This is a genomic window from Xanthomonas sp. Leaf148, assembly GCF_001423585.1.
GTDB lineage: Bacteria > Pseudomonadota > Gammaproteobacteria > Xanthomonadales > Xanthomonadaceae > Xanthomonas.
Genome location: NZ_LMOP01000001.1, coordinates 874110 through 887917, shown reverse-complemented (window position 1 = coordinate 887917; position 13808 = coordinate 874110). Strand labels below are relative to the sequence as shown.

The 13808-nt window shown below is 59.8% G+C and carries 13 protein-coding genes and 2 pseudogenes; 8 read left to right on the top strand and 7 right to left on the bottom strand.

Annotated features, from left to right (window positions below):
• The first annotated feature begins 63 nt into the window (after positions 1–63).
• A complete protein-coding gene (locus tag ASF90_RS23190) occupies positions 64–309 on the top strand; it encodes a hypothetical protein (protein WP_156364947.1) in 246 nt (81 codons plus the stop codon).
• 13 nt (positions 310–322) lie between these two features.
• Here the strand turns inward: ASF90_RS23190 and ASF90_RS23185 are convergent, their stop codons facing one another.
• From ASF90_RS23185 to ASF90_RS03605, 4 genes and pseudogenes are all read right to left on the bottom strand, one after another.
• Complete coding sequence (locus ASF90_RS23185; protein WP_156364946.1) at positions 323–754, bottom strand: hypothetical protein; 432 nt, start codon at positions 752–754, stop codon at positions 323–325.
• Positions 755–983: 229 nt separating this feature from the next.
• Positions 984–1268, bottom strand: a pseudogene (locus ASF90_RS03615) (hypothetical protein); the annotation flags it as partial.
• On the bottom strand, positions 1265–1579 hold the full coding sequence (locus ASF90_RS03610) for a hypothetical protein (protein ID WP_055845928.1): 315 nt from the start codon (positions 1577–1579) through the stop codon (positions 1265–1267). The gene ASF90_RS03610 and the pseudogene ASF90_RS03615, both read right to left, overlap by 4 nt.
• Before the next feature lie 45 nt (positions 1580–1624).
• The gene (locus ASF90_RS03605) at positions 1625–2386 is read right to left on the bottom strand and encodes a hypothetical protein (RefSeq protein WP_055845925.1); all 762 of its coding nucleotides are present in this window, start codon (positions 2384–2386) and stop codon (positions 1625–1627) included.
• Between the two features lie 51 nt (positions 2387–2437).
• Between ASF90_RS03605 and ASF90_RS03600 the strand changes: the two genes are divergently transcribed.
• The gene (locus tag ASF90_RS03600; protein WP_236699188.1) at positions 2438–2836 is read left to right on the top strand and encodes a helix-turn-helix transcriptional regulator; all 399 of its coding nucleotides are present in this window, start codon (positions 2438–2440) and stop codon (positions 2834–2836) included.
• Between the two features lie 142 nt (positions 2837–2978).
• On the opposite strand, the gene ASF90_RS23180 is transcribed toward ASF90_RS03600, so the two are convergent.
• A complete protein-coding gene (locus ASF90_RS23180) occupies positions 2979–3686 on the bottom strand; it encodes a hypothetical protein (protein WP_156364945.1) in 708 nt (235 codons plus the stop codon).
• Between the two features lie 142 nt (positions 3687–3828).
• Positions 3829–5229 carry a site-specific integrase gene (locus ASF90_RS03590; protein WP_055845916.1) on the bottom strand — a complete coding sequence of 467 codons (1401 nt, stop codon included), beginning with the start codon at positions 5227–5229 and terminating at the stop codon, positions 3829–3831.
• Between the two features lie 544 nt (positions 5230–5773).
• Here ASF90_RS03590 and ASF90_RS03585 point away from each other — a divergent pair.
• The 4 genes and pseudogenes from ASF90_RS03585 to ASF90_RS21310 form a co-directional block, all read left to right on the top strand.
• Positions 5774–5998, top strand: a complete 225-nt coding sequence (locus tag ASF90_RS03585; protein WP_055845914.1) for a hypothetical protein — start codon at positions 5774–5776, stop codon at positions 5996–5998.
• A gap of 399 nt (positions 5999–6397) precedes the next feature.
• Positions 6398–6877, top strand: a complete 480-nt coding sequence (radC, locus tag ASF90_RS03580) for a DNA repair protein RadC (protein ID WP_055845911.1) — start codon at positions 6398–6400, stop codon at positions 6875–6877.
• Positions 6878–7072: 195 nt separating this feature from the next.
• Entirely contained in the window at positions 7073–7834 is a 762-nt protein-coding gene (locus ASF90_RS24060) for a type II toxin-antitoxin system PemK/MazF family toxin (protein WP_236699187.1), read from the top strand.
• A 417-nt stretch (positions 7835–8251) separates the two neighbouring features.
• A pseudogene (locus tag ASF90_RS21310) lies at positions 8252–8473 on the top strand (JAB domain-containing protein); the annotation flags it as partial.
• 77 nt (positions 8474–8550) lie between these two features.
• Here ASF90_RS21310 and ASF90_RS03570 read toward each other — a convergent pair.
• Complete coding sequence (locus ASF90_RS03570; protein WP_236699186.1) at positions 8551–8967, bottom strand: hypothetical protein; 417 nt, start codon at positions 8965–8967, stop codon at positions 8551–8553.
• 147 nt (positions 8968–9114) lie between these two features.
• On the opposite strand from ASF90_RS03570, the gene ASF90_RS03565 reads away from it, so the two are divergent.
• Together ASF90_RS03565 and ASF90_RS23985 are read left to right on the top strand one after the other, a co-directional pair.
• The gene (locus ASF90_RS03565) at positions 9115–9756 is read left to right on the top strand and encodes a DUF1629 domain-containing protein (protein ID WP_156364950.1); all 642 of its coding nucleotides are present in this window, start codon (positions 9115–9117) and stop codon (positions 9754–9756) included.
• Positions 9757–9789: 33 nt separating this feature from the next.
• Positions 9790–13803: a hypothetical protein gene (locus ASF90_RS23985; protein WP_055845903.1), complete on the top strand. Its 4014-nt coding sequence runs from the start codon at positions 9790–9792 to the stop codon at positions 13801–13803.
• Positions 13804–13808: the final 5 nt, after the last annotated feature.

Here is a 13808-nt window from a genome sequence, read left to right as displayed (position 1 = left end):
TGGGCCCCATTGACAACCAAGGTTTACGTGCTAGATCAGCTGCTTTCGAGAGGAGATGCATCTGTGAAAATTGAAGACTTCTGGAATGCGGCGTTCTTGGCTGCGCTGCATCGGCTTCCCGTCACGCAGGCGAAGGAAGAAGCTGACCTGGCAACGAATGCCTGTATCGACCACTGGCACGCAAATTGGGAGAATCGATCCACGGCGAACGCGCCACGCGTTCAGGATATTGAGATTGGCAGTGTCTACCGGCCCGCGAAAGCGGACGGGACACCCAATCAGGATTTTCCGCGACTGTGGGGCAGCTAGGAGATCTCAATTCCTATTCCCCTCTCCGATAGCCCTGTTCTTCGAGATAGACCGTCGCTTCTCCTTCCGTGGCGAAATGCGCAATAAGTTGACCTCCTGGGATTTCGTAGGCGGCCCACCTTGAGGCCATTTGCAATTCAACATGCTCTGGCGCACAAAAAATTCCCACGGGCGGGACCAGATAGTATCTCCTGGAACTCCAGGTGCCAGTTGCACGTGCGGGTATAGTTGCTGTCGACTTTCCCTGAGATTCCAGAGAGGTATTGGAAGAAAGCTTTGGGTCGGGCGCTATGGGTGCCGGGATGGTTGGCGCTAACTCTGGGTCTTCCAGATCTCCAATTTGATCCGGAAGTTCTCCATATTCCAGCTCGGATGATCCGCTATCACCAATTTCAGGAATGGTCTTGTCTGAGATTTTTCCGTAGGAAGGCATCTTGATTTTCATCGACGATCCTTTTTTTTAGGTTTTTCGATTGTATCTGATGGCCACGCAGCACGATCAGTGGCCATTACAGCCTGGGCCCCAAGCTACCCTGCCGGCGTAAAGTCGGCTTCTGGAGGACGAATCTTAGCGTTCGTCACGATGGCAAGAAAAAAGCCCCGCTGCTACGGGGCTTTTTAATGGACGGCATGTCCTTAGTCGGATGGTGCTTTTCACTCTGTCAGCTGAAGCCAAGCGGCGTCATGACCCACCACTGCCACCAGCTGAAGCCACGATCGCGCTGGCGGGCCATGTGAGCCTCGAAAGCGTAGAGGCGCTCTGCTTTTCGCAAACCTCGCCGAGCCATCAGTGGCCCGACGATGAAGCCGAATGGCCCCAGGAGGAGCAGACTCAACGAGAACCACCAGAAGAATCGGTTGTGAGGGGTCATGACTTTCTTGGGGACTGCACGCAGCCCGCCGTCCCTACCGAGTGCACCGACCGACGTTTCAACCATCGAATTCGATTGGGTCTTCATTTGGCGTAGGCCCTCCACGTCCCGTCCGCCTTGGCATAGCGCAAATTCTTGTTGACCGGCAAGGGGACCTGCCGACCCTCAATGCTGAGCACGGCTTGGCCGCGGGTGTCGCAGCGGTAGCCGTCGGCGCCTTCTGCTTCCACGCATCCAGTCAGTTCGAAGTTTTGGACGTCGGTGACTTGGCCGGCACCGCTGTCCTTCAGCAGTTGGACAAAGGCTTCCTTGGCATTGTCAGACGAAGGCTTGCCGCCGCAGGCGGTCAGGCCCAGGGCCATGGTCAACGCGACCAGGCCGATCCTTGTGTGTTTCATGTCTGTCCTTTGATAGCGAGAGGGATTGAGAAGTAGGAGGCAGGGTTACTTGTCGCGGTTCCCGTCGGGCTTGAACCCCGCGATCCACATCCGTGTGTCCTTCAAGGGCGTCAGCAGGCCGCTGGGTCCTGGGTGCAGGTCGGCGGTCTGGATAAAGCCGGTTACCCAAGCGATGCGCAGCGACACGTCCACGGCGCGGTCAGCCAGGCCGGGCCGGCTGACGTTGACGACAAAGGGCTGGGCCGGAGGGTTGGGACCCGTGGAGCGCTGAGTGCCGGTGTTGGGCTTGCTGGGCGGCACGCGGATGCCGTTGAGGGTGTCTCGGCCTTTCCAGAGAGCGGCGGTGTTGAGCTCAGCGGTGTCGCCCAAGTCATCGGTCTCGGTCAGCGGGGCATCGAAGCAGGTCCGGAAGGTCTCCGTGGTCGAGGCCGTGGGGCTGGTCCAGATGCGGGCCTCCGCCGTCCAGCAGGGCAGCGAAGCGCCCCACTCGGTGAAGGTCAACGCCACTCGGGGCCACTCCAGCTTCCCGGCCTGCGCCGCTTGGTGGTTATCGCCCTTGAAGAGTCCGGGCAGCTTCCCAGCGCCGCTAACGGGCGTGTAAATCGAGCCTGTTCCCTGACTGCCGGCCTTGCTGCCCGAGTTCGGCTTGATGCCGACCATCTGCTTGCCCGTGTCGGCGAAGCCCTTACCGAGCTGGCGGAAAAAGCCGGGCTTCTGCTCCGGCACCTCTTGGGCCTGGGCACTGAGTGGAGAGACGAGCGTCAACGCCAAGAGCGCAGTGAAAGCTCCTTGTCCTGTGTGCTTCATACGAAAAGCCCCTGTAGACCGCCGGTCTGGCAGCATTTACGATATTCGCAGATGAGAAGCCCGCTTCCAAGCGGCACACTGAGGAAATTCAGCTTTCGTGCAATCTTCTCGATGCCCAAACCCAAGACACCGGCCACGGTCTATGGCACGCGTCTGCGCCATGCGCGCATCGCCATGGGCTGGACCCAGGCCGAGCTGGCGGAGCGCATTGGGATGGTGGACTCGGTGTCGGGAGCCACGCGTGTGAGCCGCTACGAGACGGGGCAACATGACCCGGACCCTGCGACGGCTGAGGCCTTAGCAAAGGCGTTGGATTTGCCGGTGGCTTACTTCCATGCGACGTCAGACCTCCTCGCGGAGGTCATCCTTCTCGTGTCCACGTTGCCCGTGTCCAAGCAAAAAGAGGTGTTGAAGCGCCTGCGTGAGATGGCGGAGTCGGCTGGCAGCTAGTAGCTCGTAGCTCGTAGCACTGGGCAGAGACACCATCCGTTGTCCCCATCCCCCGGATCTCATGCTGGACGACGTGCGTGTGGACTACTCGCGGACCGCCAAAGGGGGGCCGCAGCTGGGGAGACATGCGCCCCTGTCGTTGTCACTCAACTCGCGCCGCGTCCGAGAAGAGCCTCATGAGCTCTTCGCTAGCTTGATCAGCAAGTTCTTTGGTCCGTTCGCATGCCCTCTTAAGCGGGGGGAACGGATCAGATTTAAACGTGTCTTGCTTGAAAAGGTTTATCGCCATTCTTGTCTCATGGTGCAGGTTGTCCAAGGAAACGATTAGCGAGAGAAGTCTGTCACCGAGTCCCGGCATCAATGCCAGTCTTGGAACGTTCTCTCTCACTTCCTGAGATACCTCAAAAGAAGGAAGCATCTTCGAAAGCGCATCTGCCATTTCGGATACTTTCTTCGTGTCTTCAGGATTGCGATCGCGATCGGCTTTGCCTCCCCTCGGACCGATTGAGAAGTATGCTTTCGAGAGGGTGTCGACGAGACTACCTTCACGCCTGGCCAAATCCGCCACCCGGTTCTGCATGGCTTCGCTAATCGAGCGAAGCTCGCGTATGAGATTGACGGCATGCGATCTGGCAACTGCCTGCTCTTTGGCCTGCTCTTGAGCCTCCCTTGCTGAGTGCGCGGCAAGTTCACGCCTCTCCTTATCAGCCTCTCGACTTTCTCGCCGATTGTCCGAGCTTCTAGGCACGAAAACAGCGACGGCAATAGCGACAACGCTGCCTATTGCCTGAACCCAAGCAGCCTGAGCCTCTGGCTTAAGTGCGCACCATGCAATCCATTCGCAATTCATGCAGTTTCTCCATTTATCAATGGGCGAAGCATGAAGCCCATGCGCGCTACCGGCAAGCCTAGCGTCGCCAAGCAGCAGTGAATTACTGACAGGAGGACAGAGCGCCCTGCGCCGGAATTCAATGCTGACCAGCCGTCTTGCGTTATGGGTAGAACTTGCTCGGATCGGCCAAGCACTTGGCGAACTGCCCCCGCTGGTAGCGCGGCAGCTCGACGTTGGGCTGATACAGCTCCAAAGCGCTGATCTGCTTGCTGCGCGTCACCTGCGGCTTCTTGTGGAGGTAGTGCCTGCGCAGCACCTGGACCCGGTCCCGTGGATCGGTGCTATGGCCGGTGACCAAGGCGATCTCTTTCTCCGGAACATCGTTGACATCGAGCTCGGTTGCCAGCGTGTGGCGGAAGGCATGGAACCCGATGCCCTTGGGGAAGCCCAGGCTCTTCAGGTAGCGCCCAAAGTCCACCACGAACTGTTGGCTGTAACGCGCATTGGTCTCGCCTGTCGTGCGGTTCACGCCGGCGGAGAGGAGGGGGAACAGCCGAGGGTGGCCGATCGCTTTCATGTCTTCCACGAACTCCAGGAATCCGGCCTCCAAGAGCGGCTTGGCGATGGGGATGATGCGCATGCAGCCACTGCCCTTCATGCTTTGCCGGCTGCGCCGCCGTCGCTTTGGGTCTGCGGCCAAGTCTTGGTCCAACGTCTTCTGGAAAGCAATGCACCACACCCCGCGTTCTTCGATGATGTCGGTCAACTTCAACTGGCAAACCTCATTGACCCGCGCGCCTGTGTAGAGGCCGATCATTGGTGCCCACCAATACTGCGGTTTCTTCGCCCAGGGGATGAATGTTGCGGGGTCAAAAATGGCTTGCAGGTCTGCGTCCTCGAACAAGCGGATCGCCTTGTCGGGGTTGATGGTGTGATCTTCTTTGGGCTTCCGAAACGCCTTCATCGGTGACAAGTCGATGGCTTGTCCGTTGACCAAGTGGTTGAAGAAGGCAACGAGGAATCGGCGGTGACGCTCTTCCGTGGCAGGCGAGAGCGGCGGCACGTCTTGCTCTTTCCCCAGCGCGATCGCTTCGTCGAAGGAGAGGTCTTTTAGCAGCGGATCCGACACCAGGTTCCTTGGGGCCCAGCGCAGCAGTTTCCAGAGCGCTTGGATGTGGTAGTAGTCCACTCGAGCCGCGGAGATGTTGCCGCAGGTAAGAAGCAGGAGCTTCAACGTGCGCTCGGTGGACTGGATAGTTTTGGGCTCCAGTTGCCGGCGACGCATGTCCTCCAGATGATCCTCGATCTCCTTGGCCAGAGGGCGCGCCGGCGTGCCCATGGGCAGCTGAGCGGGATAGCGCGTGCTGTTCTTAAGGCCGCTCTTTCGTCCGGTTTCGTCGAGCGCGGCGAGGATGCATTCTTGCAGGTTGATGGCGGCTTCCCGACCTCGGATGATGGCGCGGTCGATGCGGAACCGGCCGATGTGGATGCCTTCCAAATGCAAGAGGCCGAAGGGCGAGGCGATGTAGTCGTTGAGTGCTGCGGACGGTAGAGCGGTCATGGGTCACTTCCATCGAAAGATGGAAGTAGGGATATGACAGGACGAAAATTCGTCAACGGGGGCGATACAAAAATCTGCGTTGCCGGCGCAGTCCTTAGGTGTTGGGGTGTCCCCTCTGGGGTGCTTCCCGGATTCGCCAATTCGTTACCTGGCGGAAACCCTTATAAAACAAGGGGTGCGAGGGAATTTGCGTCGATTTATCGCAGTCAATTCTGTACTGTTTGCAGTAAATAAGCTAACTAAATGAGCTTGTTGCTCGATTTTTAAAATGAATTTGAGTTAAATGTTAGCCAATTATTGTTAGTCTGAATTTATATTCAAAGCAGTGATATGCCTGGATCGGAACTTTCTGACATCCGATAGGGCGCGACACCGATGGTGCGACGAATGCCAGGAGTGCAGTCTGACCTTGCCGGACGTGGGACCCGATGGTCGCTCACCCCGCGGGGCGCTTGAGCAGCGCCATCTCGGCACCTGAAGAGGCTAGTTGTGTGGCGTTGGCGGCGTCTCAAGCGGTGCGACCGCACTGCCGATACTCAGGCCCATGGACAGAGCCGAGCTTCGCCGTCACCTCGAACGCCTGGATGCTGCGGTGCCCGCCCTGCGGGCCTCAAGTCCTGATCGCCGTCATTTTTGGCAAGCCTTTGCCAACATGGCTGCTGCTATCGAGAGCAAGGCAGCGACGAGCGAGGATGCACAGTTCGTGGGCCGTCGGGCCGAGGAAATCTTGTCTTGGCACGGGCTGGAAGACATAGACGAACACGTCTGAGTCCGCTGGTGCCGACCAGCCCATCCCGACGCCTGCGTGCTTCGCATGCGCAGCGATGCTGCGCAGGGCAAGCACGCACAGGTCCGCAGTAGCTCATCACTGGCTGCACAGCCCAGTCATCGCTTGCTGACATCAGTCACCCCGTCCATCCGAATGCCGCTTGGTCCGCAAGCCTTGGGGGCATGCATGGTGTTTTCTCCACCAGCGCTGGGCCTCTTGAAGGGAATCTTGTCTCCGCTGTCCCGACCGCAAGGGCAGGCCTCCTCCTCGACGCTGACGCTCTGTTGCGGCCCTTCGCTGCGCGCCGCTTGCGCGGTGCTCACTCCCGGGTGCGGTCGGGCCGGACGCTTCGCCTGCCGGTTCCCACGAGGCGCACAACGCGCTGGTGGAGAAGAGCCGATGAAGCGCACCCAAGACCGAGCAGTCCAGTATCAACTTCAGATGGACGAGGAGGGGATTCTCCTCGCGGCAGCGAATATCCTGGAGCAGCGCCTTCAACGCCAAGGCCGCATCCACAGCCCCGACCAGGCCGGCAGCTACCTGGTCGCCCGCTGCGCCCACCTGCCGCGTGAGGTCTTCGGATGCATCTTCCTCGACACCAAGCACCACATCTTGGCCACCGAGCACCTCTTCAGCGGCACCATCGACGGGTGCGATGTCCACCCGCGAGTCGTAGCAAAGCGTGCCCTGGACCTCAACGCCGTCGCCGTCATCCTCTTCCACAACCACCCTTCGGGCAATCCGGAGCCCAGCGAAGCCGACCGCAAAGTCACGAAGCGCCTGGAGCAGGCCTTGGGTCTGCTGGACATCCAAGTCCTCGACCACTTGGTCATCGGCGGGCGTCAGCACACCAGCCTGGCAGCAAGGGGGTGGGCATAGCCCACCCCTTCACCTGCGCAGCCTGCCGAAGCTAGACCGCCAAGGCAGATGCACTTCCAAGGAGCAGGAATGAAGGCGTTCCGCGTGCTTGGGGTTGTGTGGGAGGCCGATGGCCATCGTTGTCGCATTAGGCTTGATCGAAGACGATTGTGAAGAGATATCGCCGATACGCTGATCAATACGTATAGCTGGGCGATGAGCGTCATCGCCGCCGCAGAACCATCAACATTACATGCCGAAGCAAGGCGTGGCGCGTTGGAAGCTCAACGCGCGCACCAACACGGCCTGAGCGCAAAAGCGATGGGCGGAGCTGCGCACTCCCCCGTGCTGGCGATACATCATTGGCTGGGCTACGCGTTGCCACGGTCAGCAAAGGAAGCCGGCTCTCGTGAGCCTCGTTACGTGCAAGCGACGCTTGTTGCGGCAGGCGTTCCCGCACGCAGTGCACGCATCTCTGGCACAATTCACCGCTTTGGGGTAAAAGCATTGGCGCTTACATACAGCCCCAAGGTGGGGGAAATTTTAGAATGCGATTTTGGGCGGTTCCGCGATCCCCTCCTCACGCCAATGTTTGATGGCGGACTGCCGAATGAAATCATCAAACGTCGACTAGCGGTCGTTTTGAACGGTAAGTTGCCCAACGGTTGCTGCCTAGTAATTCCTCTTTCCTCAACCGGAAACATTGACGCCCTAAATCGGGGCATTCACGTGCATGTTCCGAGTCATCTGATTCCTGCAACTCCAAGTTGGGAGGCAAAGGAACGGTGGGCGGTCACCGAATGCATTTCGCATGTCAGCAAAGAGCGGCTTTTCCAAGTCAAGAATCTAGGAGCGCCAGTCAAGACTCTGCTGCCTAGGGACGTCGTTGCGGCGATTCAGCGGGCAGCCATCAAAATTCTAAGTGCGTCCAGCTTGCTGGCGCCGCCGCCCCCTGCGGCAGCCGCTCAAGCGCGATGAGACTGGGGTCTTGACCGGGATGCGAGCATGGGTATAATAGCGCCATAGCCCTCGAGGCCTTGCAACACCTAGCGCCTTCCAAGGCCTAGAAAAAGCCCAGCGAAAGCTGGGCTTTTTCGTTCGAGCCGACTGGCGAGGGGCTGGATGGAGACGGAGTCTTCCCCATCGACTTGGGGACGTTGTTGTAAGCTTTGGCACAACTGGTGAGTTCAGTGAGCTACTGACGAAACGCCTGGGCTACGTGCGCTCGGGTGTGTAACGACGAATGGACACCCGGCCAACCTAGCTCATTCCGCTGAACGGCCGCATATGCCCGTCGAACGGTGTGAGGCCTCAAGGTGATGTGCTGCTCGCTTCTGGAGGCCGCAAGATACGCTCAGCCACATCGTCTGGGAGGTTCTGGCGCCGGGCCAGTTCGCGCTGGAATACGATAATGCCGTAGCCGTCGTCCTCTTCCACAATCACCCAAGCAGCAATCCGGAGCAAAGCGAAGCCGACCGCAAGGTCACCGAGCGCCTGAAGCAAGTGCTGGCACTTCTCGACATCCGGGTCCTCGACCACTTGGTCATCGGCGGGCGTCAGCACACCAGCCTGGCAGCAAGGGGTGGGCATAGCCCGCCCCCTCATACCTGTCCCTAGAAGCAGACGACAGCGGCAGTCCCGTGCTGCCGCCCTCAAGGTTCACATCCACCAAGCTACGGCTCCTCTTAAGAGCCTTATTTCTTGCTCGGAATAAGGGCCACTACAAGCTTGGTCCCTTTGGGTAGTTCCGCGCGCAGTTGCGCTTCCATGACTCCATCTTTCAAGTCGAACCAAGGGTCCATGTAGCCGCCTGGAACCTTGAGCAGGTAGTGATAGCTCTTATATCTGACCCGGCTATGGATACACACGATGGTGCCACTGGGCAGCTTCGCGGGAGGGTTCCAGTCTGCAACGACCTTTACGTCTTTCTTGTAAAGAGCATTGGCTATCTCGTCTATCTCAAAGCCTTCCGGGTGGTCGTCTATTCCGCCCGACTTTTCCTTCTCCAGTAAGCGCTTTGCCCGCTGGTATGGGATGTCCAAGATCGATGCCACGCAGGCAGCCGCACAACCCCATTCGTCTTCCTGCGATATAAGTTCGTATTTCCGCATGCGTCCTATCCTTGTCTGAGGTTGCTGCATTGTATGACTATCCATACAGCCGGAAACGCCCGCGCTCAGCTGTGCATGGCAAAGGGTAGGGCGGTAGACTCATAGGCAGAGCAATGGGTTGACACCCACATGGAGAAGACCGGATACATGGAAACGAAGACGATCAACGAACCCAAGGTCGGCGAGTTTTTCGAGCTGCTGCCGGACGCCCGGCGTGGAGGAAAGGGCCACGGGGTGATCTTCGAAAATGAGCAGGCTCTGTTGACGCCGCCCCGGCTTATTTTGCAGCCGGACGAAGGCGGATTTCCTCCGTTGAGAGAGACGCCACTATTGATCTACAACCCCATGGAAGGGACGTTGCCTCAGGATCTTGAGGGAGGCTTCAGTGGCTACTGGCTGGTCTCCGAGCGGCTCCGCAAGGTGATGGAATCTGTGGATGCGGATGCCTTCGCCTTTGCTGATACTGACTATCGCTTGGCCGATGGCTCCAAAGGTCCGACCGTCTTCCTTTGCGATGTTGTTCGCACGTTAGATGCTTTGGATGAGGAAGCCTCGGAACTCGATATAAAAATCAGCGACGATTACGAGGCTGGAAAGTATTACAGTCTTGCGGGTGGTAGTCGCTTGGCTTTCAAGAGTGACGTGCTCGGAAATGCGCATGTATTTAAACTTCCGTTCAACGATGGCGTCTTTTGTGATCGGGTATTTAAGGAGGCGGTTGAGGCCGCCGGTATTGGCACTAATGGAAATTCTGACGGGCTATGGTTCTACGATGTCGTGAATCGTTGATGCGCCGGATACGAGCAAGGAATAGCTTAGGTCATGTCGAAATATCGGACGCTTTTTCAAGATCATCACGAGATTGAGCAGCAAACGCTTAAAGGCAGTAAGTTGCTTGCGAAGCTGCAAGACATCGGTCGGTTCGATATTCATGCGCAGGAAAACCGCATTTTCCTGCCGTCCGATCCCAAGTTCGCTCACTCTCTTGTCATTTCGCCGCACAGCGGCGGCCCGCTTGGCACCTATCAGTATGGCGTCATTAAGCGCTTGGAAGAAATCCAGGCAACTCGAGATGGTCGAGCGGCTTTGGGAGGCGACCCGGAGGCATTGAATCGCGTGGTCCAGCGCGTGGAGCAGTTGCGCGACACCCTCGCGGTTGGCCTGATCAACAACGATTTGAACACCAACACTCCACTTGGTCTTACTCCAGCTCAAGCAAGCATGAAAGTTCAGGGTTTTATGCAAAACAGCCCGAACTATTATCAAGCCCATGCTCAACAGCTTGATGCTCTTAAGGGGCTCACCGGAGTTGATCGTGGTTGGGCAGGTGTGACGAACTCTGAGTCTCGCATTGTCACAACGCTCAGCCAGATCCAGGTCAGTAACACCGCCATCATTCGAGGCGGGGACATCGAGCTTCAGCGCAGCGGATTGTCGCTCGCCATCGCAAATGCTCACCACGATGGGCGCGTGGTCTTGTCTGAGCAGGGCATCCTCAAGGTCGAGCAGGTTCTCGGTGAGGAAGCCGCACATAACCTGCGCGTGCCTCGTGGCCAACGTGGCGAAGCCGCCATGGAGTTGTTGATGGGAGAGGCATCTGCTCGGGGGCTGACCCGTGCGGGTGGGCTTCTGACCACTGGCGCAGATGCGGTCATGACCGCACGCACGGCGTCGGCGTTGTTGGAGCAAGGCAACGCCACCGCCGCGCAATCCGAGGTCACCCATGCCTTGGCCCGCAACGTCGGCGGTTGGGCCGGTGGCGCGTCCACCGCAGCAGCGCTGGGCGGCAGCGGCTTCGTGCCTGCGGCCTTGGTGGTCGGCGACGCGCTGTTGATGAGCAAGGCGTTCGACAAAGGCGCCGATTTGCTGGACAACCGCGCCATCTACCACCAGACCGACAAAGCGGACGTGGAGTGGAATTTCAACGGTCGCAACTTCCAGCGCGAAGCCGCCATTGACCTCGCCCAGGATGGCCGCCGCACGTCGGGCGAGCAGCCCGTGGTTGCAAGCTATGAGAAATCGCAGGAGCTGGGTGCCCTGGCCAACGCGAAGGCGGTGGAGCTGGCGTTGGGCAAAGCACCGCCGCCCCAGAACCCGTTCAACCTCCCCGCACGGGCAAGCGACCAAGTGGGATTGGACAACCAGAATTGGGAGCGCAATCCCGAGCGTCAGACTTGGGAGCGCCAAGTCAGGACCGCCGCGTCCGGCACCGATGAGATTGGCAGCTATTCCCTCCAACTCGCGCCCCCGGAACGCGTGCAGCAACTCAATCAGGAGGCGTTGGCACGCATAGAGAGCAACATCGCCACGGGGCGCGAAGCCATTGCCGCCGCCTACCTGGAAAACCACGCCGCGCAGCGCGCCCGCGACTATGGAGTGGAGGTGCCGGCGGTGGTGCAAGCTGCCCGGGCCAAGCCGGATCAGGTTCAAGGCCACGATGGTCAGACCTACCAGCGCAACGAGGCTGGGCAGTGGCTTGGAAAGGAAGGGTTGGCGACCGGCAACCTGGCGGCGGAGCTGGAGCTCACCAACCAGATGCGCCAGGCCTCGCTGGAGCGCGCTCAGGAAACCCTGGCGGCGATTGAGGCGCTTCCCGCGCCTACGGCTGCGCAGATGGAGCAGAACGAGCTGCTGCACCGCTACCGGGCTGCCGGCGTTGATTTGAACGTCAACCCGCAGACCCAGCAGGCCGTGGCGCTGGCTTCGCAGCGAACCATGGAAGCCAACGGCATCACCGGGCCGACGATGCAGCAGTTACAGCGCAACGAGTCCGGGCAATACGGCTATGACAGCCCCATCGCACACCTCCAGCGCGGCAGCGATGGTGTCACCCGCGTGGTGGCCATTACGAGTAGCGATGACATTCGGCAGGCGCTGAGTGAGACGCAAGGCAATCGGCGAGAATCGCCGACCCTTGGGCGCGTGCTTGAGGGAACGGCAGACGCGGACACCTCGACCTCCGAGTCGTCCAATCCGCAGCAAGTGCTGGATATCCAGACACGCATGCAAGCCTCTGTCGCGGCGCAGGCGCGACAAGAACGCGAACAGCAAGATCGCCTCGCGCAAGAGCAACACACAGCGCAGGTGCGCGAGCACCTCCAGCAGGCACAGCCTGAACACGAAGACAGGTCACAAAGCGAACAAGCGGTCCAGGCGCACGCGGTGCTGGAAGGTCAACGCCAAGCGGAGCAGCAACGCGAACAAGAAGAGCGCCAGGTGCAGGAGCGCCAAGCGCAGACCAGCCAACAGCGCGAACTGCAGGAACATGAGGAAAGGGACGTCCAGCAACGTCAGGCGCAAGAGCGCCAGGCTCAGGACAACCAAGAGCGCGAGCAGCAGCAATACCGCCAGGTTCAAGAAGCAACGCGAATTGAGTTCCAGGAACGTCAGGCTCAGCAAGCGCAGGGGCAGGACGAATTTCAGCAAGCCTCGCAGCAACCAGACACTCAGCTGAATGCTCAAGATGCCGCGCTGGCTCACCAAGTAACGAGTCCTCAGTCGCAACAGGAAGACGCGCGCCAGCGGCCAGAGACACAGAACCAACAGACAGGCGAAAACCTGGCGCACGACACACCTGACCCACTGAAGCAGACGCCCGGTCCAGGTGACGCGCAGCCGCATCAAGCACAAGAGGCAGAGCGCGCGCTGGAAATGCAGGCAATGGAGAGCCGCGCCGCCGCGCGCGTCCAAGTGTCTTCCTCCGAAGGCCCGGAGCCTGACAGTCAATCTTCTCAGAGCGCGCAGGCCGATGCGGGGACGTCAGCGCTGCATCACTACGGGCAAACGCCGCAAGGAGAGATGGAGCAAGCGTCGGTCCGCCAGCAAAACGCGACGCGAGAGCAGGAGGCAGCGTCGGTTCGCGTCATAGCCCCAACGGCGCCTGCGACAGCAGAACCGTTGATTGCATCGCTTTCCACAGCGTCTACCACGCCTGAGCGAGAAGCCGAGGCAGAACAGCGCCGTCCTTCAAACGCCTTGCTCGCTGATCATGGCGCGCCGGTGCTGCCCCCAGAACACCTCGCGCAAGCGCGTGAGCAATCCTTGGAAGCCAGTGCAGAGAATCGATTGCCCGTCGGATCGGCGGAAGCCGAAGACCTGCGCACCCCATCGCCCCCGGCGCAGGACCGCAGCGCCGCAGACCCGGGTGGCGCCCTGTTCCTGGAAGAGACCATGCGCTCGCTGCGCCAGCTGCAACAAGAGATTGAGGCGGCCGATCGGGAAGACGAACGCTTTCACCAGGAGTGGAAGGAGTATCGCGACCGTGGAGAACCCTATCCCTTCGTTCGCGACGACACACGAAGCGCGCAAGGCGCAAGCCTTGATGGGTTCCCGCAGCACGAGCAAGCACGACACTCTCCCAGTGAAGCGGTCGAGCAAACCGATGCCTTCCCACCTCCAGCCCAGCGCTCCATCGGGTCAGGGGGAAGGGATGCGCCACACGACTCTTCGCAGCCTGAGCGGAAATCCATCACGGGCGACCCCGACGTGGACGAGGTGCTCTACGCACTCGAGAGCAAGAACGAACTGGCGATCGAGCAGGCCCTGAATCGAGTGGCCAACAGCGCAGCGACGCAGGCGTTGTTGAAGAAAGGCAACGATTTCCTGGAGGCGCAGGCGATGCAGGAAGCGCAAGAGCTCGCCGCCACACGTCAGGCGCTGGGGATGGATGTCTCAGCAGAGATCAACACCAGCCGCGGGCCGGTGATGGTGATGACCTTGCCCGAGTTTGCCAAGGGGCCGATGCAGAGCGGTCCGCAAGGGGACGGCGGTGGAGGCGGAGACGGCGGCGGTGGCGGTGGGGGAGGAGGCGGTGGTGGTGGAGGGGGCGGCGGTTAGTCAAA

What these genes read in the sequence shown, in the direction of transcription:
- ASF90_RS03600 (WP_236699188.1), top strand. Translation starts at nt 2,438, where the DNA reads ATGAGAAGCCCGCTTCCAAGCGGCACACTGAGGAAATTCAGCTTTCGT.
- ASF90_RS03565 (WP_156364950.1), top strand. Translation starts at nt 9,115, where the DNA reads ATGGAAACGAAGACGATCAACGAACCCAAGGTCGGCGAGTTTTTCGAG.
- ASF90_RS03610 (WP_055845928.1), bottom strand. Translation starts at nt 1,579, where the DNA reads ATGAAACACACAAGGATCGGCCTGGTCGCGTTGACCATGGCCCTGGGC.
- ASF90_RS23180 (WP_156364945.1), bottom strand. Translation starts at nt 3,686, where the DNA reads ATGAATTGCGAATGGATTGCATGGTGCGCACTTAAGCCAGAGGCTCAG.
- ASF90_RS24060 (WP_236699187.1), top strand. Translation starts at nt 7,073, where the DNA reads ATGAGCGTCATCGCCGCCGCAGAACCATCAACATTACATGCCGAAGCA.
- ASF90_RS03605 (WP_055845925.1), bottom strand. Translation starts at nt 2,386, where the DNA reads ATGAAGCACACAGGACAAGGAGCTTTCACTGCGCTCTTGGCGTTGACG.
- ASF90_RS03590 (WP_055845916.1), bottom strand. Translation starts at nt 5,229, where the DNA reads ATGACCGCTCTACCGTCCGCAGCACTCAACGACTACATCGCCTCGCCC.
- radC (WP_055845911.1), top strand. Translation starts at nt 6,398, where the DNA reads ATGAAGCGCACCCAAGACCGAGCAGTCCAGTATCAACTTCAGATGGAC.
- ASF90_RS03585 (WP_055845914.1), top strand. Translation starts at nt 5,774, where the DNA reads ATGGACAGAGCCGAGCTTCGCCGTCACCTCGAACGCCTGGATGCTGCG.
- ASF90_RS03570 (WP_236699186.1), bottom strand. Translation starts at nt 8,967, where the DNA reads ATGCGGAAATACGAACTTATATCGCAGGAAGACGAATGGGGTTGTGCG.
- ASF90_RS23985 (WP_055845903.1), top strand. Translation starts at nt 9,790, where the DNA reads ATGTCGAAATATCGGACGCTTTTTCAAGATCATCACGAGATTGAGCAG.
- ASF90_RS23185 (WP_156364946.1), bottom strand. Translation starts at nt 754, where the DNA reads ATGAAAATCAAGATGCCTTCCTACGGAAAAATCTCAGACAAGACCATT.